Source organism: Nocardia bovistercoris, from assembly GCF_015674855.1.
Classification (GTDB): domain Bacteria; phylum Actinomycetota; class Actinomycetes; order Mycobacteriales; family Mycobacteriaceae; genus Nocardia; species Nocardia bovistercoris.
Genome location: NZ_JADMLG010000007.1, coordinates 340,385 through 366,971, shown reverse-complemented (window position 1 = coordinate 366,971; position 26,587 = coordinate 340,385). Strand labels below are relative to the sequence as shown.

At 69.3% G+C, this 26,587-nt stretch carries 23 protein-coding genes; 12 read left to right on the top strand and 11 right to left on the bottom strand.

All coding sequences use genetic code 11. The features are described 5' to 3' along the window. Window positions 1-9: 9 nt before the first annotated feature. From IT779_RS19330 to IT779_RS19320, 3 genes are all read right to left on the bottom strand, one after another. On the bottom strand, window positions 10-657 hold the full coding sequence (locus IT779_RS19330; RefSeq protein WP_196150731.1) for a TetR/AcrR family transcriptional regulator: 648 nt from the start codon (window positions 655-657) through the stop codon (window positions 10-12). Window positions 658-769: 112 nt separating this feature from the next. Continuing rightward, window positions 770-2,014, bottom strand: a complete 1,245-nt coding sequence (locus IT779_RS19325; RefSeq protein WP_196150730.1) for an acyl-CoA dehydrogenase family protein — start codon at window positions 2,012-2,014, stop codon at window positions 770-772. Window positions 2,015-2,024: 10 nt separating this feature from the next. Next, on the bottom strand, window positions 2,025-3,146 hold the full coding sequence (locus tag IT779_RS19320) for an acyl-CoA dehydrogenase family protein (protein WP_196150729.1): 1,122 nt from the start codon (window positions 3,144-3,146) through the stop codon (window positions 2,025-2,027). A gap of 239 nt (window positions 3,147-3,385) precedes the next feature. Between IT779_RS19320 and IT779_RS19315 the strand changes: the two genes are divergently transcribed. From IT779_RS19315 to IT779_RS19305, 3 genes are all read left to right on the top strand, one after another. Continuing rightward, window positions 3,386-4,588 (top strand): amidohydrolase family protein, encoded by a 1,203-nt coding sequence (locus IT779_RS19315; protein WP_196150728.1) that lies wholly within the window; start codon window positions 3,386-3,388, stop codon window positions 4,586-4,588. Between the two features lie 43 nt (window positions 4,589-4,631). After that, window positions 4,632-6,371, top strand: a complete 1,740-nt coding sequence (locus IT779_RS19310) for a class I adenylate-forming enzyme family protein (RefSeq protein ID WP_196150727.1) — start codon at window positions 4,632-4,634, stop codon at window positions 6,369-6,371. A 62-nt stretch (window positions 6,372-6,433) separates the two neighbouring features. Continuing rightward, window positions 6,434-6,784 carry a PASTA domain-containing protein gene (locus IT779_RS19305; RefSeq protein WP_196150726.1) on the top strand — a complete coding sequence of 117 codons (351 nt, stop codon included), beginning with the start codon at window positions 6,434-6,436 and terminating at the stop codon, window positions 6,782-6,784. Between the two features lie 79 nt (window positions 6,785-6,863). On the opposite strand, the gene IT779_RS19300 is transcribed toward IT779_RS19305, so the two are convergent. The 3 genes from IT779_RS19300 to IT779_RS19290 all read right to left on the bottom strand — a co-directional run bounded on the left by IT779_RS19300 (window position 6,864) and on the right by IT779_RS19290 (window position 10,842). After that, window positions 6,864-7,988: a serine hydrolase domain-containing protein gene (locus tag IT779_RS19300; RefSeq protein ID WP_196150725.1), complete on the bottom strand. Its 1,125-nt coding sequence runs from the start codon at window positions 7,986-7,988 to the stop codon at window positions 6,864-6,866. 109 nt (window positions 7,989-8,097) lie between these two features. After that, window positions 8,098-9,318 carry a cation:proton antiporter gene (locus tag IT779_RS19295; protein WP_196150724.1) on the bottom strand — a complete coding sequence of 407 codons (1,221 nt, stop codon included), beginning with the start codon at window positions 9,316-9,318 and terminating at the stop codon, window positions 8,098-8,100. A gap of 423 nt (window positions 9,319-9,741) precedes the next feature. Further along, window positions 9,742-10,842 (bottom strand): AraC family transcriptional regulator, encoded by a 1,101-nt coding sequence (locus tag IT779_RS19290; RefSeq protein WP_196150723.1) that lies wholly within the window; start codon window positions 10,840-10,842, stop codon window positions 9,742-9,744. Window positions 10,843-11,078: 236 nt separating this feature from the next. On the opposite strand from IT779_RS19290, the gene IT779_RS19285 reads away from it, so the two are divergent. Then, window positions 11,079-12,053: a quinone oxidoreductase family protein gene (locus IT779_RS19285; protein ID WP_196150722.1), complete on the top strand. Its 975-nt coding sequence runs from the start codon at window positions 11,079-11,081 to the stop codon at window positions 12,051-12,053. A 21-nt stretch (window positions 12,054-12,074) separates the two neighbouring features. Beyond that, on the top strand, window positions 12,075-12,947 hold the full coding sequence (locus IT779_RS19280) for a TauD/TfdA dioxygenase family protein (protein WP_196150721.1): 873 nt from the start codon (window positions 12,075-12,077) through the stop codon (window positions 12,945-12,947). Window positions 12,948-12,950: 3 nt separating this feature from the next. Here IT779_RS19280 and IT779_RS19275 read toward each other — a convergent pair whose 3' ends face one another. After that, window positions 12,951-13,418 (bottom strand): RDD family protein, encoded by a 468-nt coding sequence (locus IT779_RS19275; protein ID WP_196150720.1) that lies wholly within the window; start codon window positions 13,416-13,418, stop codon window positions 12,951-12,953. A gap of 229 nt (window positions 13,419-13,647) precedes the next feature. Here IT779_RS19275 and IT779_RS19270 point away from each other — a divergent pair, with 229 nt between their 5' ends. Both IT779_RS19270 and IT779_RS19265 read left to right on the top strand, forming a co-directional pair. Continuing rightward, window positions 13,648-16,911 carry a protein kinase domain-containing protein gene (locus IT779_RS19270; RefSeq protein WP_196150719.1) on the top strand — a complete coding sequence of 1,088 codons (3,264 nt, stop codon included), beginning with the start codon at window positions 13,648-13,650 and terminating at the stop codon, window positions 16,909-16,911. A 152-nt stretch (window positions 16,912-17,063) separates the two neighbouring features. Continuing rightward, window positions 17,064-18,179 carry an NAD-dependent epimerase/dehydratase family protein gene (locus IT779_RS19265; protein ID WP_196150718.1) on the top strand — a complete coding sequence of 372 codons (1,116 nt, stop codon included), beginning with the start codon at window positions 17,064-17,066 and terminating at the stop codon, window positions 18,177-18,179. Here the strand turns inward: IT779_RS19265 and IT779_RS19260 are convergent. From IT779_RS19260 to IT779_RS19250, 3 genes are read right to left on the bottom strand one after another with little or no spacing between them, the layout of a single operon-like run. Then, entirely contained in the window at window positions 18,097-19,140 is a 1,044-nt protein-coding gene (locus IT779_RS19260) for a sensor histidine kinase (RefSeq protein WP_196150717.1), read from the bottom strand. The two genes, IT779_RS19265 and IT779_RS19260, sit on opposite strands and share 83 nt — an antisense overlap. Next, window positions 19,133-19,834: a response regulator transcription factor gene (locus tag IT779_RS19255; protein ID WP_196150716.1), complete on the bottom strand. Its 702-nt coding sequence runs from the start codon at window positions 19,832-19,834 to the stop codon at window positions 19,133-19,135. Before IT779_RS19255 ends, IT779_RS19260 begins: the two co-directional genes overlap by 8 nt. 4 nt (window positions 19,835-19,838) lie before the next feature. Beyond that, complete coding sequence (locus IT779_RS19250) at window positions 19,839-21,170, bottom strand: hypothetical protein (protein ID WP_408637770.1); 1,332 nt, start codon at window positions 21,168-21,170, stop codon at window positions 19,839-19,841. 126 nt (window positions 21,171-21,296) lie between these two features. Between IT779_RS19250 and IT779_RS19245 the strand changes: the two genes are divergently transcribed. The 5 genes from IT779_RS19245 to IT779_RS19225 are packed head-to-tail and all read left to right on the top strand — an operon-like array spanning window position 21,297 to window position 24,772. Then, a complete protein-coding gene (locus tag IT779_RS19245) occupies window positions 21,297-21,956 on the top strand; it encodes a glycosyltransferase family 2 protein (RefSeq protein ID WP_196150825.1) in 660 nt (219 codons plus the stop codon). Continuing rightward, window positions 21,953-22,624 (top strand): TIGR04282 family arsenosugar biosynthesis glycosyltransferase, encoded by a 672-nt coding sequence (locus tag IT779_RS19240; RefSeq protein ID WP_196150715.1) that lies wholly within the window; start codon window positions 21,953-21,955, stop codon window positions 22,622-22,624. The genes IT779_RS19245 and IT779_RS19240 overlap by 4 nt, the downstream gene beginning before the upstream one ends. Next, window positions 22,621-23,259, top strand: a complete 639-nt coding sequence (locus IT779_RS19235; protein WP_332838865.1) for a methyltransferase domain-containing protein — start codon at window positions 22,621-22,623, stop codon at window positions 23,257-23,259. The genes IT779_RS19240 and IT779_RS19235 overlap by 4 nt, the downstream gene beginning before the upstream one ends. Continuing rightward, window positions 23,256-24,371, top strand: coding sequence for a molybdopterin-dependent oxidoreductase (locus IT779_RS19230; protein WP_196150714.1), 1,116 nt, complete (start codon window positions 23,256-23,258; stop codon window positions 24,369-24,371). Before IT779_RS19235 ends, IT779_RS19230 begins: the two co-directional genes overlap by 4 nt. Further along, on the top strand, window positions 24,368-24,772 hold the full coding sequence (locus IT779_RS19225) for a hypothetical protein (protein ID WP_196150713.1): 405 nt from the start codon (window positions 24,368-24,370) through the stop codon (window positions 24,770-24,772). The genes IT779_RS19230 and IT779_RS19225 overlap by 4 nt, the downstream gene beginning before the upstream one ends. Window positions 24,773-24,810: 38 nt before the next feature. Here IT779_RS19225 and sthA read toward each other — a convergent pair whose 3' ends face one another. Then, window positions 24,811-26,211 (bottom strand): Si-specific NAD(P)(+) transhydrogenase, encoded by a 1,401-nt coding sequence (sthA, locus tag IT779_RS19220; RefSeq protein ID WP_196150712.1) that lies wholly within the window; start codon window positions 26,209-26,211, stop codon window positions 24,811-24,813. Window positions 26,212-26,587 lie beyond the last annotated feature (376 nt).

Genomic DNA, 26,587 nt, shown 5'->3' with positions numbered 1-26,587 from the left:
CGCGTCGATCTAGCCGGAGGCGGGCTCGTGCGCGGACAGGCCGTCGATGGCGTAGCGCTGGACGAACGAGCTGACCGATTCCGGATCGGTCGCCTCGTAGGACATCGAGGCGTGGAAAACACTGAAGGACAGCAGAATGCGAGCGAGCCATTCACCCGCGTCGAGCACGTCGATGGTGTCGCGTATCTCGCCGCGCACCCGGGCCGCTTCGAGGTAGGGGATGAGGAATTTCGCCGTGCGGCGCAGTGCCTGGGTGCCCTCGCCGCGCTGGAGTTGATAGAACAGCGCGTCGCGGCTCGCGCCGTGTTCGACCTCGGGGTGGATCGAGCGGATCTGCATCCGGGAGAATTCACCCAGCTGCTCGGACAGTGTGGATCGCCGGTCCATCGCCAGCGCGACCTCGGTGAAGAACCGGTCGGCGGTGCGGGTGAGCGCGGCGTCGAGCAGGACTTCGCGCGATTCGAAGTACCGGTAGAGCGTGCCGCGCGCGACACCGGCGGCGCGGGCGACGTCGGCCATGCTCAGTTTGGCCAAGGTCACCTTCCGCACCACCTCCTCGGTCGCGTCGAGGAGGCGGCGCCGCACTTCCGTTTCGGTGGTCTCGTCCGGTTCAGGGGAGCGCGGCGCGGTGGTCGAGAACAGTGGCTCTGCGGCCATGGCGCGGTACTCCCTTCGTTCGTCGGTGCTCCGAGGCGCGAGATCGGCCCGCGCGCGGTTCGACAATAGCCAATGGCCGAGGATCGACGCGCGGTGCGGGGAACCGCCGGGGTCAGCCGATGCGGTGGTTCCAGTTCTCGGCGTCGCGCAGCACCTCGGAGAACGGTTTGGTCGAATCGAAACTCGGCTCCCTCGGCAGACCGAGTACGCGTTCGCCGATGCCGTTGCGCTGCACCTCGTTCGTGCCCGCGGGGATGGCGCTGAGGCGTCCGTTGAGGTAGTCGGTGGCCGTCTCGGCGCCGTTCGGATCGTCGGCGTGCCACTGCAACGCCCCGGGTCCGGCGATCTCGAGTGCGGTGCGGACCCGACGTGGAGCGAAGGTGCCCGCCGCGAGTTTGCCGTATGCGGCGATCGCGGGTTGCGGGGTCGTGCCCGCGCGCAGCCTGGCCGCGATCCGGCGACCGAGGTGATATTGCGCGTAGTCGTCGGTGTGCGCGCGGGCGATCATCTGTCGGACCAGCGGGTCGTGCAGTCGTCCTGCGCGTCGTGCGACCTCGACCAGATCCGGTGCGAGAGTGCGCGGTTCGGCGGGCAGTCCGGAGGAGTCGCCCGCGCCGCGTTCGTAGACGAGCATGGTCTGCGCGACGGTCCAGCCGTCGTCGACCCCGCCGATCACCTCCTCGACGACCACGTCGTCGAGGAATTCCTCGCAGAAGCCGGTGACGCCGCTGATCTGGAGAATCGGGCGGATGGTCAGTCCCGCCGCGTCCGTCGGGACCACGAACCAGGTCAGTCCGCGATGCTTGGAGACATCCCAGTTCGTGCGCGCCAGGCACATCGCGTAATCGGCGAGATGCGCTCCGGTGCTCCAGATCTTGGCGCCGTTGAGTATCCAGCGCTCGCCGTCGCGCACGGCTCTGGTCCTGATGCCCGCGAGATCGGATCCGGCCGCGGGCTCGGAGTAGAATTGGCACCACAGTTCCTCGCCCGCGAGGATTCTCGGGATGTGCCGGGCGAGGAGGTCGGGATCGCCGTGCGCGAGCAGCGATCGGCCGATGGCGCCGAAGGTTACGTGGCCGACACCGCCGAAATCCGGTGTCCGGTAGTCGACGGTCTCCTCGCGGAAGACCCGTTCGTGCGCGGCGGTGAGTCCGCGTCCGCCGTATTCGGCCGGGTAGGAGATGCCCGCGAAGCCCGCGTCGAACAGGGTCCGCTGCAGGGCGCGGGCGACGGCGATGTCCTCGGGTGTGGTGTCCTCGGGGCCGTAGCGGCGGCGCCCCGGCCGTGGCGCGGGTTCCAGATTGGCGCGCACCCAGTCGCGCACTTCGCGGCGGAAGGCGTCGAGATCGACGGTCATGCGTTGCTCCTCACAGTCCCGACAACCGGCACAGGTGTTCGCGGTGCCAGGCCGCGTCGCCGAACAGGGCGCAATCGGTGGTGATGCGCCGCAGGTACCGGTGCTGATCGTGTTCCCAGGTGAAGCCGATTCCGCCGAACACTTGGAAACAGTTCTGCGCCAGATCGATTCCGTGGTCGCCGACGAACGCCTTGGCCATGCTCGCGGCGAGAACGCCGTGGCTGTCGCCGGTCCCGAGATCCTCGGCGGCGGCGAGGACGGTCGCGATGCTCATCTCGAGATACAGGCTCATGTCGGCGAGTACGTGTTTGATCGCCTGGAACGAGCCGATCGGCCTGCCGAAGGCGATGCGGTCCTTGGCGTAACGCACGGTCAGTTCGAGGTCGCGCTCCATCGCGCCGACGGCTTCGGCGGCGGTCAGTACGGCGGCGATCGCCAGTTGCCGGTGGACGAGGTCGTCGCAGCGGCCCGGCGCGCCGAGCAGATCGGCGCGTGTGACCGCGACGCGATCGAAGGTGATCTCGGTGAAGCGGCGGGAGATGTCGAGCGATTCGACCGGGGTGATCGTGAGTCCTCGGGTGGCGCGGGGGAGCAGGAACTGGCAGAGCCCTTCCTCGGACGTCGCGGTCACCAGGATCCAGTCGGCGGTGTCGGCGTCGACCACCAGTCCGGTCGTCCCGGAGAGTTCGTAGCCGTCACCGACTCGCCGCGCATGCGGTCCGCTATGCGCCGCGTGCACGCCGGGGATGCCGACGGCCCAGCTCACGCCCTGTTCGCCCGCGATGACGGCGGCCAGTATGTCGGGGCCGCGCTCGTGACCGTCGTCGGTGGCGAGCGCATGGGTGATCGCGTTGGCGGCGGCGAACGGGCCGGGCTGGAGTTCTCGGCCCCTGCGGTGGGCGATCAGGGTCGCGTCGACCAGCCCGTTGCCCGACACGTTTCCGCCGCCGAGCTTTTCCGGCACGAGCAGCGAATACCAGCCGAGCCGCGCGGTGCGGCGTCGATAGGTCACGGCCCACTCGGTGTCGAGGTGACGATCGGCCCGGACGGCGTCCATCGGGCACAGGTCGGCTATCAGGTCCGCGGAGGCGTCGAGCAGCAGTCGCTGGTCCGCGGTGGCGGTGTCATGCATGGTCGCGCCTCGCATCGCGGAGCACGGAGGTGGAGTCGCCGGAGGTTGACATCGTTGATCTCTCCCGGATCTGGCCGCGCCGAATGGCCTAGACAATTGAACACATGATGTCCTACTGTCTTATCCGGCGCAAGGCCGATACCCCTTACTCGGGGCCGGAGCCCGCCGAATGTGGTCGTGTGCGACGACAGTCCGGGCGGATCTGCTTCGGATGTACGTTTTCCGGAGGTGGAAGACCCATGACCGCGATCTCGTCGGAACCGATCACCTATACCCAGCCCTTCGACTGCGACAACCACTACTACGAGAAGCTCGACGCGTTCACCCGACACCTGGATCCGCGATTCGCGGAGCGGGGCATCGAGGTCGTCAAGCGCGGCAAGCACACGGTGCTGCTGGCCGGTGGGCAACTGTTCGAATTCGTGCCGAACCCGACCTTCGACCCGATCATCGTTCCCGGTTGCCAGGATCTGCTGTTCCGCGGCGAGGTGCCCGATGGAGTCGATCCGCGCAGTCTGATGAAGGTGGAACCGCTGCACCCCGCCTATCAGGACCGCGACGCGCGGTCGGCGGTGGTCGCGGAACAGGGACTGTCCGGCGTTGTGCTGTTCCCGACCCTCGGCTGCGGCGTCGAGGAAGCCCTCCGTCACGACATTCCCGCACTGACGGCCAGCCTCAGCGCCTTCAACACCTGGCTCGACGAGGACTGGGGCTACTCCTACCGCGGTCGGATCTTCGCCGCGCCCATGCTGTCGTTCGCGGAGCCCGACGCGGCGGTCCGCGAAATCGATCGCCTGATCGAACGCGGTGTTCGAGTGGTGTCGGTGCGTCCCGCGCCGGTGCCGATCGGTGCGGGCCGATCGCGCTCGTTCGGGCACGAGGCTTACGACCAGGTCTGGGCGAAGTTGGCCGAAGCGAATATCCCGGTCGGCTTCCACCTCGGCGACAGCGGATACAGCCGGTTCGCCGCCGCGTGGGGCGCTCCCGACCGGTTCCGGCCGTTCAAGGACCACAACGTGCTCGCGGGCATCGTGGTGGCCGACCGTGCGATCCACGACACCGTCGCGAGCCTGGTGGTCGACGGGGTCTTCCACCGCCATCCCGCATTGCGGGTCGCCAGCATCGAGAACGGCTCCGACTGGGTGCACACCCTGATCAAGCGACTGCGCAAACAGGCCAACCAGACGCCGAAGGCATTCCACGAGGATCCGGCCGAGACGATTCGGCGGCACGTGTGGATCGCGCCGTATTACGAGGAAGATATTCGCAAACTCGCCGATGTGATCGGCGTCGACCGCGTACTGTTCGGGTCGGATTGGCCGCACGGGGAAGGGCTGGCGACACCGGTCGATTTCACCGCGGAACTCGACCGGTTCGATTCCACCGATATCGATCGGATCATGCGGACGAACGCACTCGACTTCCTCGGTATCGACCATTGACGCACAAGTTCGAAAGACGCGGTCGGGTCACAGAGGAATGAATATGGCGAATGCCGACTTACGGGTGGACGACAACGGTGTCTTCACCATCGCCTACGACGCCGATCCGCGCTTGCGGGATCTGCTCGGCCCCGGCGGACCGTTCGAAACCGAGAACACGGTGATCGACGGCATCGCGGTGCGATCGTTCGTGCGCGGCCCGGCGACCATGCTCGACGCGTTCCGGCTCACCGCACTGCACGGCGACGCGACCCACCTCGTGCTCGGGGAGGATCGCCGGTCCTTCACCGAGATCCGCCGGAGCGCGTTGTCGGTGGCGGCGCGCCTGCGCGCGGACTTCGATGTCGCCGAAGGCGATCGGGTGGCGATCGCCATGCGCAACCTGCCGGAATTCGTGATCGCCTTCTGGTCGGCGGCGGTGCTCGGCGCGGTGGTCGTGCCGCTGAACGCCTGGTGGGCCGGGCCGGAGTTGCGGTACGGACTCGACACCTGCGGCGCGAAGGTGGTTTTCGCCGACGGGCCGCGCGTGGCGCGTCTGACCTCGGAGCACGGGGAGGTGGGCGCGACGATCGTCGCCGTCGAACCGGCGAGCACCGACCCGCCCGGCGTCGTACGCTTCGACGATCTGTGTCACGGTGACGAACTCGCCGAGACCGAGTGGGCGGCCGTAGGCCCCGACCAGCCCGCGCTGTTCAGTTTCACCTCGGGCACCACCGGACGCCCGAAAGGCGCCGTGGCCACCCATCGCAACATGATGGCGAACCTCATGAACATGGGATTCGCCACCCTGCGGGAATCGCTGCTGTCCGGTCGCACGGCGCCGCCGCCGGGACAGGCCGCTTCCATCAGCGCGGCGCCGCTGTTCCACATCGGCGGAATCGCCGCGATCGTCGGCGGCGCCATGTCCGGGATGAAAATCGTCATGCTCACCAAATGGAATGTGGACGAGGCGGTCGAGGCGGCGATCCGCGAACGGATCACCAGTTTCGGCGGCGTGCCGATGATGGCTCGCGAAATTCTCGAACATCCGAAAATCACCGAATTGCTCGGACAGGTGCGCGGGTTTCCGATGGGAGGCGCGGCGGTGCCGCCGGAACTCCCGCGTCGCGCCGCCGAAGTATTCGGCGGATCTCTGCAATTGCTCAACGGATACGGAGCGACCGAGACGACCTCGGCGGTGGTGACCAATGTCGGCGTCGAATACGACGGCCGGGTCGACAGCGTCGGGCGGATAAACCTCACCGCGGAACTGACGGTGCTGGACGCCGACGGCAGTGCGGTGGGACCGAACGAGATCGGTGAACTGTGTTTCCGTTCCCCGCAGGTCGTGCGCGGATACTGGGAGGACCCGGCGGCCACCTCGGCGGCATTCGTGGACGGCTGGTTCCGCACCGGCGATCTCGGCTACATCGACCCCGACGGTTTCGTCTACGTCGTCGACCGACTCAAGGACGTCGTCATTCGCGGTGGCGAGAACATCTACTGCGCGGAAGTGGAAGCGGTGCTGTTCGAACATCCGGCGCTCGTGGAGGCGGCCGTGATCGGGCTGCCCGACGAGACGATGGGGGAGCGGGTGTGCGCGGTCGTGGTCCCGCGCGCGGACACCGTCCCCGACCTGGCCGATCTGCGCGCCTTCGCGGCCGACCGCCTCGCGGTCTTCAAATGCCCCGAAGCCATGTACATCGCGCGGGACGTGCCGCGCACGGCGACCGGCAAGATCGCGAAGAAGGCGCTGCGAACGATCGTGTCGGAGGATCTGTCCTCGGTGGTGACCGGGTACTGAATCCACCCCACGTGTTTACCTCGGCGCGAGAGGGAACCCTCACGGTGTCGAGAGGAGATCACATGCGCGTGCGCGCCTTCGTATTCGCGGCCGTGACGGCGGCGGGGCTGGTGGCCGGAAGTGTCGGGACGGGTGCCGCCTCGCCGCAGGATTACGGCCCCGACGCCGGGTCACCCTATGCCATCTCGGACCAACCGGTTCCCGATGTTCGCGGCGAACGTCCCAACGCCGCAAGGGCAATCATGGAGGAAGCCGGTTTCCGCACCGACTTCATCGGCGGCACCAGCCGCGGCCCCAACGGCGGACAGTGTGTCGTCGGCGATCAGACGCCCGCACCCGGAAACCCGGCGCCCGTTGGCTCGACGGTAGCGCTGCGCACCGCCGAGGTGGGTGAATCCCCCCAACCTTGTTGAGCGTGAGCTCTTCCCGGTTCCCGACACGATCGCGTCCGCGCGGGCGGGTGCGATCGCTGCCCGCCGGGCCTCGGTCCGGTCACACTTCGCACAGCACTGCCTCCAAGACCGCGTCGATGCCGATGATCAGCGCGATATTCCCGGCGAAATCGGGTAATTCGTTCATGGCGACGGTCACCGCGCGTTCTCCGTCGGCGACGGTGACGGTGCTGGCGCCTTGGATGGAACCCGTGTGGCCCCACCCCGAGCGTCCGCATTCGGTGGAGAATCGGAACAGGCCGAGTCCGGAGGCTTCGGAATAGCCGACCAGCCCGGTCGGCACGGTGCGTCGCATCTCCTCGAGCTGGTCGGGCGCGAGGAGTCGCCCCGACAGGAGCGCCAAGTAGAACCGGTTGAGGTCGCGACCGGTGGAGACCATGGCGCCGTCGGGTAGGCCCCACGCGGCATCGATATCGGTGATGTCGACGCGCGTGTCGTCGAAACGGTGGTAGGCGCGCGGATGCGGGCCGTGCAGCGCCATGTCGAAGGGGAACAGCGGCCAGTAGGTGTCGAACAATTCGAGCGGCAGGAGTATTCGCTGGGTGACGGCTATTCCGACGGGTAGTCCGGTGACCCGTTCGATCAGGTCGCCCGCGAGCAGATAGTTGGTATTGGAATAGCCGAAGGTCGTTCCCGGCTCCGATTCCGCCTGCTGCGCCAGCGCGAGGCGGATCAAGTCACCTCGGGTACGTGGCGTCGTCAGATCCTCGACCGACCGCTGATCCAACAGCGGCAGATAGTTCGGGATACCGCTGGTGTGGCGCAACAGGTCTCGGACTGTGATCAGGGCGCCGTCGCCGCCCGGCCCGTGCACCACGCCGGGCAGATACCGCTCGACCGGGCTGTCGAGGTCTACGAGTCCCTCGGCGACCAATTGGAGCACGACCGTGGCCACGAACGTCTTGGTGATGCTCGCGACCCGAACGCCCGCGTCGTCGGGGAACGGTGCGCCGGTGGTCAGATCTCCTGTCCCGCTGTCGTATTGCTCTACTCCGCCCGCCGACGTGTATACCAGCTGCGCGCCCGGCACGCCTGCCGCCGCAACGAGTTCGTTCAACTCGGACCGCAGGCGAGCACTCGGCTCATCCGCCGCGGCGACAGCGGGCGGCGCGACGAGCCCCGCAGCCGCGGCGATCACCATCGTTCGGACTATCCATTGCCGCATCGGCATCTCCTGGCTGTGATCGCGAATCCCCGCGGGGGATATCGCCGTCCGCGCCGCCCACGTTTACCGACCCGGCCTCGGCGGCGCGAGGACGCCCGTGTCGCGGAGACTACGTCGGGTTCGACTCGGGAGAGGTTCGGGTCCAGTGGGCGTAGCGGCGGGCCAGTGGCGCGGCGCTGAGTCCGTGGGCGAGTACCGACAGGCCGACGGTGACGATCGCGGTGGTGACCAGTGGCTGTTGGTGGGGGAGCGGTCGGTGTTCCTCGAGGATCAGGATGACGAAGACGATGGTGGCGAGTCCGCGGGGGCCGAACCAGCCGAGGAAGGCGGTGGTCGGGGCGCGGGTGTCGGCGCCGATCATGGACACCGCGACGGGGAGCATTCTGACCGCTGTCAGGCTCAGGGCGGCGTAACCGACGATCGACCAGGACAGGTGGTCGAGTGCGGGGCCGAACAGCACTGCGCCGAACACGATGAAGGTGACGGCGTTGAAGAGGTCGCCCGACTCCTCGAGCAGGTCGGTCGGGGCCGCGTCGTCGGGTTGACGGGCGGTGATCGCGCCGAAGGTCATGCCGCCGACGAAAGCCGCGATGAAGCCGGATCCGCCGACCGGCACGGCCACGGTGTAGGCGAGGGCGGCGGCTGCGACGGGAACGATCCGCGCCCAGGCCGGGTCGATGGTGTGCCTGCGTCGGGCGAGGATCAGGACCGCCGCGGCGATCGCCGCGGTCACGACGCCCGCCGCGATGCCGTAGCCGATCTGTTCGAGGACGAGTCGGGCGGCCGCGCCGTCGCCGATCGCGCCCGCTTCGGCCTGGGCGACGGCCAGCACGATGAGGAACAGCGGCACGCAGATTCCGTCGTTGAGTCCGCTTTCGACATTGAGTCCCTGCCTGATTCGCGAGGGCAGGATCGGGAGGGTGACGACGACCTGGCCGAGTGCGGCGTCGGTGGGGGCGAGGATCACCGCGAGCAGTAGCGCTTCCGGCCAGGCCAGGTCGGGGAGGACGAGCAGTGCGGCGCCGAAGCCCGCCAGGATCGTGAGCGGTAGGCCGATGCCGAGCAGTCGGGCCGGGAGGGCGACCTCGGCGCGCAGTTCGGTCGGATTCAACCGGGCGGCGTCGGAGAACAGCACCAGCGCGAGCGTGACCTCGGCGAGCAGCTTGACGGTCTCGGCGGTGCTCTCCACGTCGATGAGTTCGACGGCGCCGAGCAGAAGGCCGCCGCAGGTGAAGACGATCGGCGCGGTGACGGGGGTGCCCGCAAGACGGCCCGAGACGGCGGCGTAGGCGAGCAGGACCGCCGCGATCGCGGGCAGCGCCCAGGTCACCGCGATGCCGAAGGGCCGAGGGCAGGTGTTCCGAGCCGCCGGAAGCGACGCGATGTGACGGCTGTCGACCCGGTCATGACGGTCTCCCTGGCGCGGTGGGCGAGCGCGGTCGGACTCGACGGTAAGTCCGCCTCGACCGCCGAATCTTCACCCGCCACGGGTGAACGGCCCGATTCCTCGGGTAGAAGCGAGCGGAGTCGTCTCGAGGTGTCTGCCGCCGAACGGACTCGGCTCACGGGCCGGGAACGCGTCGACCACACGTGTCGTCGCGTCGCGGTCGAGGCTGCGGGCGACTCGGCGGTGACCATGCGCAATCCCTGGTAGCGGAAGTCGGCGCGGCCGCGCGCGGAGGCGAGATGCCTTCCGATTCCGCTGCCGGTCGGCCTGGCTGTCGAATAACGGCTTGTCGGCATTGGCACGGGGTTATCGCTGCGCGGCCTCGGCGAGGTCCGGCTGCGTCCGGCGTCGCTGCCCGTCTTCGGTGTTGCGGCCGTCTCCGTTGGTACGGGTATCCGGTTGGCCTTGCGGCACGCGATCTCGCCACTGCGTCGGACTGCATCCGTAGCGGTGGCGGAACCAGCGGGAGAAGTTGCCCGGTGTGGAGAAGGCGAGGAGTTCGGCGATCTCGGTGAGCGTGTGGGTGCGGTTGGTCACCATGTGCTGGGCGAGTTCGGCGCGGGTGGCGTCGAGCAGCGAGGAGAAGGTTTCGCCTTCGGCGGCGAGACGGCGGTGCACGGTGCGTCGGTCGGCGCCGAGACTGCGCGCGACCTGCTCGACCGAGCAGCGGCCGGTGGGCAGCATGACCTCGATGAGCTCGCGGACGCGGTCGAGAGTGTCCGCTCGGCGGGTGCGATAGGGCGGATCCGGCAGCAGCTTCCTGGCGTAGGCGCGCAGTTGCGGGTCGGACATGTCGTTGGGCAGGTCGAGGTCGGTGGTGTTGGTGCGGATCGCGTTGGTTTCCTGGTCGAAGTGGACGTGCGGGCCGAAGATCCGCAGGTGCGTGCGCAGGTTGCGGGGCGCGGGGTGGGTGAAGCGGACCTCGAGCGGTCGCCAGCGCGCGCCGATGAATCCGCGCAGCAGACCGTGCAGCACGGCGACCGCCAGTTCGATGGCCTGTCTGGACTCGACGGGCTCGCCGAGGTCGAGCGCGATGCGCAGCGTCGCGATGCCGTCCTGTTCGGTGAGCCGGGTGCGGACAGCCTCGTTGAACATGCTCTCGTGCCGGGTTATCACCCGCAGCGCGCTGCGCACGTCGGGTTCTTCGCGCACGATCAGGCCGAGCGGGCCGAGGTTGCCGAAGCGGCGGCGTTCGGCGAGGCGCAGTCCGAAGTCCTCGCGACCCGACGCGCTCGCGGAACGTTCCAGCAGATCCGCGACGGCCACCGCGGGAACCCATCGGTCCTGCACCCGAAGACCGGCCGGGTCGAGGCCGACGGCGTGCAGCAACTCGACCGTGTCCAAGCCGAGCGACCGGCCGAGTTCGGTGTAGCCGTGCAGTGCGGCGTAGCGCGCCAATGGCTTCATCGGCTCTCCGTCCGATGTCCCGGAATGACCATGTTCCTGTCCCGCCAGGATAAGCGATGGCCCCCCATCCCGCTTACTGTTGGTCGTACTACAGCGAGGTCGACGCGGTATTCGACGACATCGCATTCGACCGGCCGCCGAGGCGGCGCCGGTCGTGCTCGCAGGCAAGAAAATCCCTTGATTCGCAACAAGATCCGGTCGTGCCCGACACACGGCCGGAAGTGAGGAGACACGAGGTGGCAGTCGCTGTTCGCTTCCATCGAACCGGCGGACCGGAAGTCCTGCGCTGGGAAGACGTCGAGGTCGGCGAGCCGGGCGCGGGACAGATTCGGATCCGGCACGAAGCGGTGGGGCTGAACTTCGCGGACACCTACTACCGCAGCGGCGTGTACCCGGCGGAACTGCCCGCCGGAATGGGTGTCGAGGCGGCCGGGGTGGTCGAGGCCATCGGACCCGACGTCGACGGTTTCCACATCGGTGATCGCGTCACCTACACCGGCAGCCCGCTCGGCGCCTACAGCACCGAACGGGTGATGCCCGCCGAACACCTCATCGCCCTGCCCGACGCCATCGATTTCGAGACGGCCGCGGCGCTGACCATGCGCGGCCTCACCGCCGCGTACCTGCTGCGCCGCATCCATCCGCTGCGGGCCGGTGACACCGTGTTGCTGCACGCCGCCGCGGGCGGTGTCGGGCTGATCCTCACCCAGTGGGCGAAACTGTTGGGGCTCAACGTGATCGGGACCGTATCGACCCCGGAGAAGGCCGAGGTCGCCCGCGCGCACGGCTGCGACCACACGATCGTCTACACCCGCGAGGACGTCGCGACCCGTGTGCGGGAGATCACCGACGGCGCGGGCGTGCCGGTGGTCTACGACAGCATCGGAAAGACCACCTACGACACCTCGGTGGATTCGCTGGCCCGCCGCGGACTGCTGGTGTGTTTCGGCACCGCGTCGGGTCCGGTCCCGCCCATCGACGCGCTGCGGCTCGCGGTCGCCGGTTCGCTGTTCGTCACCCGCCCGGCCCTCGCCGACTACATCGCCGACCCGGCCGAGCGCGCCGAACTCGCGGGCGAACTGTTCTCCCACGTCACCGCCGGGCGCATCCGTGTCGAGATCAACCAGCGCTTCGGGCTCACCGAGGCCATCCAGGCGCATCGCGAACTGGAATCGGGACGCGGCATCGGCCCCTCGATCTTCGTCGTCTGAACCCTGTCCCAAGGAGGAAAAATGACAACCTTCGCTCCCGCATCGATCGCCGTGACGCCGCTGACCTGCTCTATCGGCGCCGAACTCGGCGATGTCGACCTCGCCCGGGTGGCTCACGACGACGCGCTGTTCGCCGAGTTGCGCGCCCTGCTCCTCGAACACAAGGTGCTGTTCGTCCGCGACCAGGACATCAGCCGCGCCGATCACGTCGCCCTCGCGCAGCGCTTCGGCGCGCTGGAAGACCATCCGGTGGCGGGCAGTGATCCGGACCACCCCGGTCTGGTGCGCATCTACAAGGATCTCGACAGTCCGCCCGAACACTACGAGAACGCCTACCACTGCGACGCCACCTGGCGCCGGGAGCCGCCGATGGCCTGCGTGCTGCGCTGCGTCGAGACCCCGCCGGTCGGCGGCGACACGATCTGGGTGAACATGGTCGAAGCGCACCGGCGACTGCCCGAGCCGGTCAAGCAGCGCATCCGGCACCTGCGCGCTCGACACAGCATCGAGGCCAGCCTCGGTGCGGCCATGCCGATCGAACAGCGGCACGACCTCGCGCGGCGGTTTCCCGACGCCGAACATCCGGTGGTGCGCACCCACCCCGAGACCGGTGCGCAGATCCTGTTCGTCAACTCCTTCACGACCCATTTCGTGAACTACCACACGCCCGAGAACGTGCGGTTCGGCGCCGACTACGCGCCGGGCGCCGCCGAGTTGCTGCACTACCTGATCCGCCAGGCCGCCGTCCCCGAATACCAGGTGCGCTGGCGGTGGACGAAGAACAGCTTCGCGATCTGGGACAACCGCTGCACCCAGCACTACGCGGTCCAGGACTACTGGCCCGCGGTGCGCAAGATGGAGCGAGCGGGCATCATCGGCGACGCCACGTACTGACGCTCAGTCCTTCACGACTTGGGTCCCGCCTGCGAGGCGGTCGTGCCAGCCCTGTTTGGTCGGGCTGGAGCTGACGGTGACCGCGATGGCGATGGCGGCGATGAACCAGAACAGTCCGCCCACCCACGGGATCAGATTGAGCAGCATGTAGGCGTTGCGCAGCGCGGAGTCCTTGATATTCGGTTTCGCGCCGCCGTCGGAACCTTTGACGTGCAGGTTCAGGATCTTCTTGCCCGGCGTCGACCCGGTGGCGACTTCGAAGAACACGAAGTAGAGGAAGCCGAATCCGGCGCCGGGCAGGATCGACACCCACTCCGGGATGTCGGCCTTGTTCAACAGCCAGAAGAAGATCGCGCCGATGATGCCCGCGATGATCCAGTCGACGAATCGGGCGAAGGCGCGTCCACCGATGCCTGCCGGATGCACGGCGGCCGTCTGCCCCAGAGCCGGGTCGTATCCACCTGCGGTCATCGTTCCTCCTAGAGTCGGGTGTGCGCCGCATCCCACGGTGCCCCCGCCTCCCGTATCACCACAGGTCAGCACCTCCAAGTGTGCAACGAATCCCCGGCCTCCGCGGCCGGATGCACCACGCCGCTGCGAGATGGTTACCTGCCGTTCAACGGACTCCGGTGTCCGTCGATCTGTCGTGTGTGACACGCAGGGGGCCTGGTCGGCGATACGCTGGCAGAGGTGGCCGCTGATGACCGAGGATGATCCGCTGCGGACGCGCCGGGAGGTGGAGACATCCCTCGCGGCGGAGTTGAGTGCTGTCGGATTCGAGGACGCGGTCGAGATCGGGCGCGGCGGGTTCGGCGTTGTGTATCGGTGCAGGCAGGCGGCGCTGGACCGGACGGTGGCGGTCAAGGTGATGATCGCGGATGTGGATGCCGAGAATCAGGAGCGGTTCCTGCGGGAGCAGCGGGCGATGGGGAGGTTGACGGGGTATCCGCACATCGTCACCGTGCTCGAGGCGGGCGCGACGCCGGACGGGCATCCGTATCTGGCGATGCCCTATCACCCCTCGGATTCGCTGGACGCGTTGATTCGCAAGGACGGCCCGCTGCCGTTGGACAAGGCGGTGTGGGTGGGTGAGTCGATCGCGGGCGCGTTGGACAGCGCCCACCAGCTCGGCATCATGCACCGCGACGTGAAACCGGGCAATATCCTGTTCACCGAGCACGGCGGGCCCGCGCTGGCGGATTTCGGCATCGCCCATGTCGCGGGCGGGTTCCGCACCGCCACCGGCATCGTGACCGGTTCGCCCGCGTTCACCGCGCCCGAGGTGCTCGAGGGCGGCGCGCCGACCCTGGCCGCCGACGTCTACGGCCTCGGCGCGACCCTGTTCTGCGCGCTGACCGGGCATGCCGCGTTCGAGCGCCGCAGCGGGGAGAACGTGGTGACGCAGTTCCTGCGGATCACCAGCAGGCCGGTGCCGGATCTGCGGGAGCAGGGCATCGATGCGGAAGTGGCGGCCATCGTCGCGGCGGCGATGAGTCGCGACCCGGACGAGCGCCCCACCGCCGCCGCCGTGCGGGACGAACTCGGGCGCATCCAGCGTCGGCGCGGATTCGTCACCGTCGCGTCCGGTGAACCGCAAGTCGACGGTGCGCGGTCGGCCGCCGACATCGCGCCGGACGCCGACACCGCGCCGGACGCCGAGGGCAATCTGTCGCTGGAGCTGACCAGTTTCATCGGCCGCCGGACCGAGGTGTCGCGGGTGCGGCGACTGCTGTCCTCGTCGCGGCTGGTTACCGTGGCCGGTATCGGCGGTGTCGGCAAGACCCGCGTCGTGCTGCGCGCCGCCGCCGGTCTTCGCCCGGACTTCCCCGACGGCGTGTGGGTGGTGGAGCTGGCGGAGGTGTCGGACGTCTCGCTGCTGGTCGACGTGGTGGCGGCGACGTTGGGGGTGCGTGACGAGTCGGCGCACGCGCTGCTCGGCAATGTCGTCGAACATCTGACCGGGCGGCGCGCGCTGCTCGTGCTCGACAACTGCGAGCAGGTGGTGGTCGCCGCCGCCGAGTTGACCGAGACCTTGCTGCGCCGCTGCCCCGGCCTGCGGATGCTGATCGCGAGTCGGGAGCCGTTGAACATCGCGGGCGAGACGGTGCTGCGGATCGCTCCGCTGCCGGTGCCGAACCCGGACAAGGCGCGCACGCTCGCCAAACTGCGCCGCTTCGACTCGGTGACCTTGTTCGCCGACCGCGCCGCCGCCGCGGTGCCCGGATTCGCGGTCGATGAGGCGAACAAGGCGTCGGTGACGCGTATCTGCTCCCGCCTCGACGGCCTGCCGCTGGCGATCGAACTGGCCGCGGCGCGGATGCGCACGATGTCGCCGGAGCAGATCCTGCAGCGCCTCGACGACCGGTACACGCTGCTGACCCGGGGCAATCGCACCGCGCCGACCCGGCAGCAGACCCTGCGGTGGTCCATCGACTGGAGTTACGGGCTGTGCACGCGGGCCGAGCAGCGGCTCTGGGCGCGGCTGTCGGTATTCGCGGGCGGCTTCGAACTCGATGCCGCCGAACGGATCTGCGGCGGCGAGTCCGCGGTCGACTCCGTGCACGATGTGCTGTCGGCCCTGGTCGACAAGTCGATCGTGGTGCGGGAGGAGCCGCGCGGCGTGGTGCGGTTCCGCATGCTGGAGACGGTGCGCGAGTACGGCCGCGACAAACTCGCCGAATTGGGGGAGCGGCGTGAACTGCGGCGTCGGCACCGCCACTGGTACGAGCAACTCGCGCTGGACGCCGAGGCGGGCTGGATCGGCGGACGTCAGCTCGACTGGATCGCCCGACTCGAACGGGAACAGCCGAATCTGCGTGAGGCACTGCGGAATTGCCTGTCGGCGTCCGATGCGGACGCCGCACTGTCCGGATTGCGGACCGCGGCGGCGCTCTACGACTTCTGGGGTATGCGCGGCCTGTTCGGTGAGGGGCGGTCCTGGATCGACCGCCTGCTGGCCCATCCGGCGGCCGCCGAGACCGATGTGCGGGCGCGGGTCAAGGCGATGTGCGTCGGCTGCCAATTGGCCGGGCCGCAAGGCGATTCCGAGCGAGCCGCGGTGTTGCTCGCGCAGGCCCGCGCGCTGGTCACCGAGTCGAACGCCGCCGCTCTCGAGGCTCGAATCGCCTGCGCGGACGGAATTCTCGCCTTCGCGGGCGGTGACGCGGAACGGGCGTCCGTGTGCCTGGTGCGGGCCACCGACGCGCTGGACGCGGACGAGACGGGGCTGCATTACGTCGGCGTGCAGATGCTGCTCGGGTGGGCTTACGAGATCCAGGGGCGGACGGAGTCCGCGTGCGAGCGCTACGAGCGCGTCGTCGCCCGCACCGAGGCCGAAGGCGAATCGCTGAACCGCTGCGCGGCACTGCGCGGACTCGGCATGGCCGCGTGGCAGCGGGGTGAGTACGAGCGTGCCGAACAACTGCTGAAACGGGCGTTGCGGGTCAGCAGGCAGTTGGACAGTCCGGTGCTGGCCGCGCTCGGTCTGGAAGCGCTGTCGTGGACGGCGGCCGATCGCGGCGACCCGGAACGGGCGGTGGTGCTGCGCGGCGCGGCGACCGCGCTGTGGCCATCGGGCGCCGATATGCGGATCACCTTCGTCAATGTCGCCCGATTCCACGAGCGGTGGGAGGGCACGGTGCGCGATGCCCTCGGCGCCAAGGATTTCGCGGCCGCCATCCGTCGGGGTCGAACGCTGGAGACCGAATCCGCGGTCGCCTACGCCCTCGACGAGTCACCCGCCGACACCCCACCGCCGCCGGTGACGATTCCGGGATTGACTCCGCGCGAGGGCCAGGTCGCCGATCTGGTCGCACGGGGACTCAGCAACCCGGAGATCGCCGACGAACTGTCGATCTCGGTACGCACAACCCAGAACCATGTCCGGCACATCCTCACCAAGATCGGCCGGACCACCCGCGCCCAGATCGCGACCTGGGTGGAGGAGGTCGCCGGAACGGAGTAGGGGCCGTGCGGGCGACCGGGGCGGGAATGACGGAAGTGTGACGCCGGGGCGTCGGTGATCGGTTTCCGGCCGCCGGGCGCACAGAATGACCGTATGAACGTCGACGCAGGGTTGATGGGTGGAACAGTGCGACAGGGCGGGAGGTCGGTTCGGTGCGAGTGTTGCTGACCGGCGCCGCCGGATTCATCGGGACCCGGATACACCGGGCGCTCGCCGAGGCCGGGCACGAGGTGGTCGCGGTCGATCTGATGCTGCCCGCCGCGCACGGTGACGGCGCGGAGGCGCCCGAGGGGGTGCGTCGCGTCGATGTCCGCGACGGCGCGGCTCTCGCACCGCTGCTGCGCGGTGTGGACGCGGTGTGCCACCAGGCGGCCGTGGTCGGTGCGGGCGTCAGCCTCGCGGACGCGCCCGCCTACGCGGGGCACAACGACCTCGGCACCGCGGTTCTACTGGCGGCCATGGCGCAGGCCGGGTGCCGCAGGCTGGTCATGGCCTCGTCGATGGTGGTCTACGGCGAGGGCCGGTACCGGGGGCCGCACGGTGCGATCACGGAGGTCATGGCTCGCGATCGGGACGATCTCGAGCGTGGGCGCTTCGAACACCGCTGCCCCGCTACCGGTTCGGCGCTGGACTGGGAACTCGTGCCCGAGTCGGCTCCGCTGCGCCCGCGCAGCCTGTACGCGGCGAGCAAGGCCGCCAAGGAGCACTACGCGGTGGCGTGGACGGCCGCGACCGGCGGCACGGTCACCGCATTGCGCTACCACAATGTCTACGGACCCGATATGCCGAGGGACACGCCGTATTCCGGAGTCGCGGCGATCTTCCGTTCGGCGTTGGAGGCGGGCCGGGCGCCGCGGGTGTTCGAAGACGGCGCACAGGTCAGGGATTTCGTGCACGTCGCCGATGTCGCGGCCGCGAATGTAGTGGCCCTGGAACAGCCGTTGAGCGGGTTCGTCGCACTGAATATCTGCTCCGGGGAACCGATCACGATCGGTGCGGTCGCCGAGGCGCTCGCCGACGCGCGCGGCGGCCCCGCCCCGGTGACCACCGGCGAATACCGGCCGGGCGATGTGCGCCATATCGTGGCCGATCCGGCGAAGGCGCGGCGCGAACTCGGATTCGCCGCGCGGGTGCGGCCCCGCGACGGACTCGCGGAATTCGCCTTCGCACCGCTGCGCGGCACGGTCACATCGGCACGTCGACCCGCTGTCGAGCCAATGGCAGCCGCACTTCGAAACGGCATCCCTGTTCCCGGTTCTCGGCGGTGATGTCACCGCGGTGGGCGTGCACAAGCCCGGCGGCGATGGCCAAACCCATTCCGCTGCCGGGCGGTACGCCGCCCGCCGCGACCGGTGAGCGCGCCGAGGTGCCCCGATAGGCGACATCGAAGATGCGAGGCAGGTCGTGTTCGGCGATACCGGGTCCGGTGTCGTCGACCCTGGCCCAGGCGTGTCCGTCGTCGGAACCCGCCGAGACCGACACCAAGCCGCCGGGCGGGGTGTGCGCGATCGCGTTGGACACCAGATTCGTGAGCACGCGCACGAGCGCGCGGTCGTCGGCGGCGACGGTGATGTCGGTGTCAGGGTGCCGCGCGTGCAGGGCGACCGCGAGGCGCTCGGCGGTGCTGCGGTTCGCCGCCAACACCTCGTCGACGAGTTCGCGCAGGTCGACCGGTCCCAGCTCGAGTCGCAGCGATCCGGAGTTGATCTTCGACATCTCGAACAGGTCGTCGACCATGCCGGACAGGCGGGTGACCTCCCTGCCGATCTGGGTCGCGTACCGTGAGACGTCGGCGCCGTCGGTCACGACACCGTCCGACAGCGCCTCGGACATGGCGCGGATACCGGCGAGCGGGGTGCGCAGATCGTGGCTGACCCAGGCGACGAGTTCGCGCCTGGTGCGTTCGGCGGCGCGTTCCTGCTCCCGGATCTGCTTCTCCCACACCGTTCTCCGGGCCTGTGCGCGTCCGAGCAGCACGGCGGCGGGCACCGTCACCACGGCGACCACCGCGAGCACGACGAGCATGCGGTGCAGTTCCGCGGTGAACATCAGGCCGCTGACCGCGATCATCCCGGTCAGCGCCGACAGGATCGGGATCAGCACCAGCACGACCATGCTCGTGGTCAACGAACGGCGGCCCGCAAGGCGCAGCAGGACCGCGCCGATCAGCACCACCGGCAGCGAGCCCGCGGCGGTGTAGCCGATCAGTTGCGCGAGGGATTCATCCATGCGCGGGTTCCGCGTCGTCGCGTCGCCAGGCATAGCCGCGTCCCCAGACGGTGTGCAGCCGATGGTTGTCGCCGAGTTTGGCGCGCAGTCGCTTGACGTGCACGGTGACCGTCGACAGATCGCCGAAGTCCCAGCCCCACACGCCCGCGAGCAGTTCCTCGCGGGTGAACACCGTATCCGGGTGGCGGAGCAGGAATTCGAGCAGATCGAATTCGCGCGGGGTCAACTCGATCACGGCATCGCCGACCGAGGCGGCGCGAGCGGCCGGGCGCAGCCGAATCGGGCCGTCGCACAACGCCGTCCGGTCCGGTGACGGCGCCGCCCTCGACCTGCGCAGCACCGATGCCACCCGCAGCGCGAGCTCACGCGGGCTGAACGGCTTGGTCACGTAGTCGTCGGCGCCCGCCTCGAGTCCGACGACTCGGTCGTCCTCCTCGCCGAGCGCGGTGAGCAGGATGATCGGCATATCGGGACGCTCGCCCGCACGAACCGCCCGGCACAGTTCGATACCGTCGGGCGCGGGCATCATCACATCCAGCACCGCGAGTTCGACGCGGTCCGCGCCGTCGTCGGCCAGCGCGGCGGCGGTGCTCGCGCCGTCGGCGGTCTCGACGACGGTCAGGCCGTCGCGTTCGAGGTAGCGGCGCACCACCTCGCGGACCACGGGATCGTCGTCGGCGACGAGTATGCGCATGCGTTCACCAATTCGTCAGCAGCAGATGGACGAGCAACAGTGTGCCCGCCGCCTGCACGGTGAGCCAGATCCGTGCCGCCGGTCTCGGCAGGAACGCCGGGGCGGCGAGCAGCCAGATGTCGAAAGGCAGCCAGATCCGCTCGGTCTCGGCCTTGCTCAGGCCACTGGCGTCGGCGAGCAGGACCGCGCACAGGGCGGCGGTAATCAGGATCGCGGCCGGATCGCCCGCGCGCAACCGAGCGGGGACCCTGGTGAGAGCTGCGACGCTCGCCAGTCCGATCGCGCACACGGTGGCCGCGAGATTGCCCCACCACCAATAGGCGAACGGACGGGTGGTGGCGATGCCCTGGTAATAGCGTTCGACCACGAGGTGGTAGCCGTCGAGCCACCAGAATCCGGCGAGGGCGAACGCCGCGACCACCGCAGCCGCGCCCGCGAGCGCGTATCCCAGCGGCCGCATCGTCTTTCCGGCGATCAACACCGCCACGGCGGGCAGCGCCATCAACACCAGGCCGTAGTTCAGAAAGACGGTCAGCCCGAACAGGACTCCGGCGGCCACCGCGAGTGGAGCGCTGGCGCGGCGGGCGGCCACGGCCAGAATCGCGACGGCCCACGCGGCGACGGCCATGAACATCGCGTCGGCCGAGACCGCGATCCACAGCGCCGCCGGGGCGAGCACGAGATAGGGCAGCGCCGCCCGCGCGTGCTCGCGGACCCCGAGCGCGTCGAACGCGACGGCGACCGCCGGTATCGCGCTGCATCCGATCAGCAGGCACGCCAGCGCCGCGGGCGTCGGCCCACCGAGTCCGACGCGGTCAAGCAGCACGAAGAACAGCAGTGCGCCGGGCGGATGCCCGGAGACATGGGTGGTCCACGAATCGGGTTGGAAGTCCAGGATCCGGTCGGCGAACCCGCGAAGCATCGCGGGAATGTCGGTGACACCGGGCACTTCGTGCAGATACTCGTTCGGATCGGTGAAGCGCTCGGCGAACCCGCGCCGCCACCCGTCGACCAGCGCCAACGACAAGGCCCAGCCGACCGCGGCGACATATCCGGTGACCAGCAGGCGCGGCCAGGACAACCTGGCCGCCGCGGCGGGACCCGCCACCACGACCGCCGCGGCGAGGACGATCGCGGGCACGGTGCCCCACCCGATATGCGGCAGCCAACTGCCGAAAATGGGCGCGGCCGCCGCGTAGAGTGACAGCCGCCACTGTTCGCCGGCGATTCGCGGGACGATGAAAGCGGCGGCAACCAACACGATGGCCGCGCCTACGGCCACCAGTTCGGCGCGCCGCGCGGTTCGCTCGCGCGGTATCTGGTCGAGATCATGCACTCGGCAAACGATAGGGCGCTCCGTCGAGCATGTGGACCAGTCAGCACGTGATGTCAGAGTTTCGTCACCGGTGTCGCGGTCATTTCCGGCCCTCGGGGTAATAGCGTCGACACGGTGACCCAACGCATGGATCAGCGGCACGACGTGACCGTCGTCATCCCGTGCCGCGACGAAGCTGAAGCATTGCCAGAGGTCTTGGCCGCCGTCCCCGACGGCTATCGGATCGTGGTCGTCGACAACGGCTCGACCGACGCCACCGCCGCCGTCGCCCGCCGGGCGGGAGCACGGGTGGTGGCCGAATCCGAACCCGGTTACGGCGCCGCGGTCCAGACCGGGGTGGCCGCCGCGCGGACCGAACTGGTCGCCGTCCTCGACGGCGACGGCTCCATGGACCCCGGCGAGCTGCCGACCCTGGTCGGGGCGGTCCTGGCGGGCGCCGACCTCGCCGTCGGTCGCCGCCGCCCGACGCGCCCCGGCGTCTGGCCGTGGCACGCACACCTCGGCAACCGCGTGATCGCCGGTCGGCTGCGGCGCAAATACGGACTTCCGGTGCACGATATCGGCGCGATGCGGGTCGCGCGCCGGACGAAACTGCTCTCGCTCGGGCCGCTGCACACCCGGTTCGGCTATCCGCTGGAACTGCTCGTCGGCGCCGCGCGCGCGGACTGGCGAATCATCGAGAAGGACATCACCTACCGGCCCCGCGCCGGGGGAGTGTCGAAGGTGTCCGGTTCGTTGCGCGGTTCGCTGCGCGCCACCCGCGACTTCTGGTCGGTGCTGAAATGACCATCGCCGCAACACTTCTCGTTGTCGCCAAAGCCCCGGTGGCCGGTTTCGCCAAAACCCGGCTCACGCCGCCGCTGACCCCGTCCGAAGCCGCCGACCTGGCCGCCGCGGCACTGCTCGACACCCTCGACGCGGTCCTGACCGCCGATGTCGAGCACCGTGTCGTCGCTTTCACCGGAGACCTCGACGCGGCCGAGCGCTCCGACGAACTCCGCCGGATGCTGCGCCGGTACTCGGTGGTGCCGCAACGCGGCCGCACCTTCGGCGAGCGACTGGCCAACGCGCACGCCGACGCCGCCCGCGCCGCACTGCCGGTACTCCAGATCGGCATGGACACCCCGCAGCTGGAGGCCGACGAATTGACCGCCGCCGCGGCCGAACTCGTCGACTTCGGCGCCGCTGTCCTCGGCCCGGCCACCGACGGCGGCTGGTGGGCGCTCGGCTTGCCCACGCCGCAACCCGCGCGCGCACTGCTCACCGTGCCGATGTCGACGCCGCGCACCGGCACGCTGACCCGCGCCGCCGTGCGCGCGTGCGGGCTGCCCGTGCGCACCTTGGCGACCCACTCCGACGTCGATGTGTTCGCCGACGCGCTGCGCGTAGCAGACAGTGCGACAGGACGATTCGCGGACGCCGTGCATCGGCTCCGGCATTCGGTGGTGTCGTGACCGCGAACTTCGACCAGGCGCTCACCGGCGGGCCGTGCCGGATCCGCGCCGCCGACGGAACATCGCGCACCCTGCCGACCCGCCGCTGGTCGGGCGCCGACGACTGCCGCGCCGACACCGCCATGACCGACCGGTGCGACGGCCCGACGATCGACCTCGGCTGCGGTCCTGGCAGGCTGGTCGCGGCCCTGCTGCGGCGCGGCGTGCCCGCGCTCGGCGTCGACATCTCACCCGTCGCGGTGGCGCTCACCCGAGCGCGCGGCGCGCCCGCCCTGCACCGCGACCTGTTCGAACCGCTGCCCGGCAGCGGTCGCTGGTCCTACGCCCTGCTCGCCGACGGCAATATCGGCATCGGCGCCGACCCGCACCGCCTGCTCGCCCGCACCAGGGAACTGCTCGCCGCCGACGGGGTCGCCGTGGTCGAATTCGACCGTCCGGGAACCGGAATGGTGCGCCAGCGCCTGCGCGTCGAAACCGAAGACGCCGCGGGACCGTGGTTCTCGTGGAGTCGGGTCGGTGTCGAGCAGGCGGCTCGGCTCGCCGACGCCACCGGGTTCCGAGTGCGTGCGGACGTCGAGGTGAGCGGGCGTCACATCGTCTGGATGGATCGGCTCCCCGCGGCGGTGTTCGTATGAGCGTGTCGTGGCGGCCGCGGCCGTCGGCATCGGCGCGCGGCCCCGAGGTGGCGGCCAGAGTCGGCGTGCCGCTCGGCATCGCGCTGCTGGTGTGCTTCGTGACCGGCCTGCTCAGCCATTGGATACAACATCCGCCCGGCTGGTTCTGGTGGCCGACCCGCCCGGTGTGGTTGTATCGCCTCACCCAGGGCACCCACGTCGTCTGCGGCATCGCGGCGATCCCGTTGCTGCTGGTGAAGATGTGGGCGGTCTACCCGCGCCTGTTCGATCGCCCGCGACCGCGCTCGCCGCTGTGGATCGCCGAACGCGGGTCGATCGCGCTGCTCGTGGGATCGGTGTTCTTCGAACTGACCACCGGACTGCTGAATATCGCCCAGTACTACCCGTGGAAGTTCTTCTTCCCCGCCGCGCACTACGCGATGGGATATCTCGCCATCGGCGCGCTCGCGGTGCATCTCGCGGTGAAACTGCCCGTCATCCGCGACGCGCTGAGCCGCCCACTGGAGTCTCCGCCCGCATCCGGGATCTCCCGCCGCGCGGTCCTCAACGCGGCGTTGGTGTCCGCGACCGTGGCCGCGGTGGCCGTCGCCGGGCAGAGCGTGCCGTTCCTGCGTCGGGTGTCGGTTCTCGCTCCGCGCAGTGGTGAAGGGCCGCAGGGGGTTCCGGTCAACCGCACGGCGGTTTCGGCCGGCGTCGCCGGGCCTGCGCGGGACGCGGACTATCGACTGGTCGTCATCGCGGGGGAGCGTCGGCGCGAGTTCAGCCGCGCCGAACTCCTCGCTCTCCCGCAGGCGGGCGCGGTGCTGCCGATCGCCTGCGTGGAAGGCTGGTCGGCCTCGGCGCACTGGTCCGGAGTCCGATTGCGCGACCTGCTCGCCGAAGTGGGCTACACCGGCGGCGACGTGCGCTGTGAGTCACTGGAAACCGCGGGGCTGTACCGAAGTTCGGTACTGCCCGCCCGCCACGTGACCGACCGCGACACCCTGATCGCACTCACGGTGAACGGGCAGACCCTCGACCTCGACCACGGCTTCCCGTGTCGACTCATCGCCCCCAACCGCCCCGGCGTGCTCCAGACCAAATGGCTGTCCCGAATAGAGGTAGTACCGTGACCATCGCCCTGCGGGCCACCCTCCTGATAGTCGGAATCCTTCTCGCCTGGCACGGCGCCACCACACTCCTCGACTTCCCCACCCCCGCCCTGCTCTCGGTGATCCTGTGGTTCAGCGCCGGAATCCTGCTGCACGACTTCCTCTTCGCCCCATTGGCGGCCGCCGTCGGCCTCGGTGGGCGCCGCCTCCTACCCACCCGCTGGTGGGCTCCCACCGCCTGCGGCGCCGTCTGCACCGTCACCCTGCTCCTGCTCGCCGCCCCGGTACTCGGTCGCGGCGACGCCATGTCCGACAACCCGACGATCCTCGATCGCCCCTATGCCCTCGGTCTCGCGGCCGCCCTGCTGACGGTGTGGTCCGTGGTCGCGATCATCTCGGTGATCGGTCGCGCCGGAGAGTGATTCGCGCGCCGACCCGATCGGCCCGCGTGATCGCGTTCTCAGTTCATGCGTTCGATCTGGCGGATCTTGTTCATGGCGTCGAGGGCGGCCACCTTGTAGGACTCGGCGAGGGTGGGGTAGTTGAAGACGGCGTCGACGAGGTAGTCGACGGTGCCGCCGCAGCCCATGACGGCTTGACCTATGTGAACCAGTTCTGTTGCGCCGGTGCCGAATACGTGGACGCCGAGCAGGGATCGGTCTTCGACCGAGACCAGGAGTTTGAGGACGCCGTATGAGTCGCCGATGATCTGGCCTCGGGCGAGTTCGCGGTAGCGGGAGACGCCGACCTCGAACGGGACTCGGGCGGCAGTCAATTCGTCTTCGGTCCTGCCGATGAAACTGATCTCCGGGATGGTGTAGATGCCGATGGGCTGCAATGCCGAAAGGGCGTGCACCGGTTCGCCGCAGGCGTGGTGGGCGGCGAGGCGGCCCTGTTCCATGGAGGTGGCGGCGAGGGCGGGGAAGCCGATCACGTCGCCGACGGCGTAGATGTGCGGCACCTCGGTGCGGAAGTACTCGTCGACGGTCACGCGGCCGCGTTTGTCGGCGCTCAGCCCGGCCTTCTCCAGCCGCAGGCTCGCCGTCATGCCCTGGCGGCCCGCCGAATACATGACCACTTCGGCGGGAATCTTCTTGCCGCTCTCCATGATCGCGATCGCGCCCTGCGCGCGTCGCTCGACCGCCGCGACCGTTTCCCGGAAGCGGAAAGTGACCGCGAGATCACGCAGGTGGTACTTGAGCGCTTCGACCACCTCGATATCGCAGAAGTCCAGCATCCGTTCCCGCGACTCCACCACCGTGACCTTGCAACCGAGCGCGGCGAACATGGACGCGTACTCGATGCCGATGACGCCCGCGCCGACCACGATCATCGACTGCGGCACCCGTTCCAGTCGGAGGATGCCGTCGGAGTCGATGACGGTGGCGCCGTCGAAGTCGACGGCGTCGGGCCGCGCGGGTTGGGTTCCGGTGGCGATCACGATCTTGTCCGCGGTGACGTGGGTTTCGCGGCCGGTCCCGTCGAGCACCTCGATGGTGTGCTCGTCGACGAAGGATCCGAGTCCGGGCAGCATCGCCACGCGATTGCGCGAGAGCTGGCTGCGCACCACGTCGACCTCGCGTCCGATCACGTGCTGGGCGCGGGTCAGCAGATCGGTGACGGTGATGTCCTCCTTGACCCGGTAACTCTGCCCGTACAGCTCGCGCTGGCTCAGACCCGTCAGGTAGAGCACGGCCTCGCGCAGCGTCTTCGACGGAATGGTGCCGGTGTTGATGCACACACCGCCGACCATGTCGCGCCGCTCCACGATCGCGGCCCGCCGTCCCAGTTTCGCGGTGGCGATCGCGGCCTTCTGACCACCCGGACCCGAGCCGAGAACCAGCACGTCGTAGTCGAACATGCGGCTCAGTGTGACAGCGGATTGTGAAATCCACAGGGCCTGCAAGTCAACACTGCGGTGCGGTTGCCGGGCCATGTCGCGCGGCGGCGTGACAGGCGCGGACCGGTCGGTTCTAGAATGGCTGGGTGGTCGCGAGCCGACGGTTCCGCACGAAAGATATCCACTGACGCGGGGCAGAACTACCGAAAAACCGTCGGCGGTGCCGCGCCACAATCCGGGTGTGCCGGTGGTGAGGGATGTGTGAGTTGTCGGATCGTAGGCGACGTTTCGACACAGGTGTCGGAGAGCACTACCCTGGTAGTGCTCTGCCACGGGGGCGGTGCGTAACAGGGTGCACCGCGTCGCCCATCATATGAGGGATGGTGTGCACGACGCT

What these genes read in the sequence shown, in the direction of transcription:
- IT779_RS19330 (WP_196150731.1), bottom strand. Translation starts at nt 657, where the DNA reads ATGGCCGCAGAGCCACTGTTCTCGACCACCGCGCCGCGCTCCCCTGAA.
- IT779_RS19325 (WP_196150730.1), bottom strand. Translation starts at nt 2,014, where the DNA reads ATGACCGTCGATCTCGACGCCTTCCGCCGCGAAGTGCGCGACTGGGTG.
- IT779_RS19320 (WP_196150729.1), bottom strand. Translation starts at nt 3,146, where the DNA reads ATGCATGACACCGCCACCGCGGACCAGCGACTGCTGCTCGACGCCTCC.
- IT779_RS19315 (WP_196150728.1), top strand. Translation starts at nt 3,386, where the DNA reads ATGACCGCGATCTCGTCGGAACCGATCACCTATACCCAGCCCTTCGAC.
- IT779_RS19310 (WP_196150727.1), top strand. Translation starts at nt 4,632, where the DNA reads ATGGCGAATGCCGACTTACGGGTGGACGACAACGGTGTCTTCACCATC.
- IT779_RS19305 (WP_196150726.1), top strand. Translation starts at nt 6,434, where the DNA reads ATGCGCGTGCGCGCCTTCGTATTCGCGGCCGTGACGGCGGCGGGGCTG.
- IT779_RS19300 (WP_196150725.1), bottom strand. Translation starts at nt 7,988, where the DNA reads ATGCGGCAATGGATAGTCCGAACGATGGTGATCGCCGCGGCTGCGGGG.
- IT779_RS19290 (WP_196150723.1), bottom strand. Translation starts at nt 10,842, where the DNA reads ATGAAGCCATTGGCGCGCTACGCCGCACTGCACGGCTACACCGAACTC.
- IT779_RS19280 (WP_196150721.1), top strand. Translation starts at nt 12,075, where the DNA reads ATGACAACCTTCGCTCCCGCATCGATCGCCGTGACGCCGCTGACCTGC.
- IT779_RS19275 (WP_196150720.1), bottom strand. Translation starts at nt 13,418, where the DNA reads ATGACCGCAGGTGGATACGACCCGGCTCTGGGGCAGACGGCCGCCGTG.
- IT779_RS19270 (WP_196150719.1), top strand. Translation starts at nt 13,648, where the DNA reads ATGACCGAGGATGATCCGCTGCGGACGCGCCGGGAGGTGGAGACATCC.
- IT779_RS19260 (WP_196150717.1), bottom strand. Translation starts at nt 19,140, where the DNA reads ATGGATGAATCCCTCGCGCAACTGATCGGCTACACCGCCGCGGGCTCG.
- IT779_RS19255 (WP_196150716.1), bottom strand. Translation starts at nt 19,834, where the DNA reads ATGCGCATACTCGTCGCCGACGACGATCCCGTGGTCCGCGAGGTGGTG.
- IT779_RS19245 (WP_196150825.1), top strand. Translation starts at nt 21,297, where the DNA reads ATGGATCAGCGGCACGACGTGACCGTCGTCATCCCGTGCCGCGACGAA.
- IT779_RS19240 (WP_196150715.1), top strand. Translation starts at nt 21,953, where the DNA reads ATGACCATCGCCGCAACACTTCTCGTTGTCGCCAAAGCCCCGGTGGCC.
- IT779_RS19230 (WP_196150714.1), top strand. Translation starts at nt 23,256, where the DNA reads ATGAGCGTGTCGTGGCGGCCGCGGCCGTCGGCATCGGCGCGCGGCCCC.
- sthA (WP_196150712.1), bottom strand. Translation starts at nt 26,211, where the DNA reads ATGTTCGACTACGACGTGCTGGTTCTCGGCTCGGGTCCGGGTGGTCAG.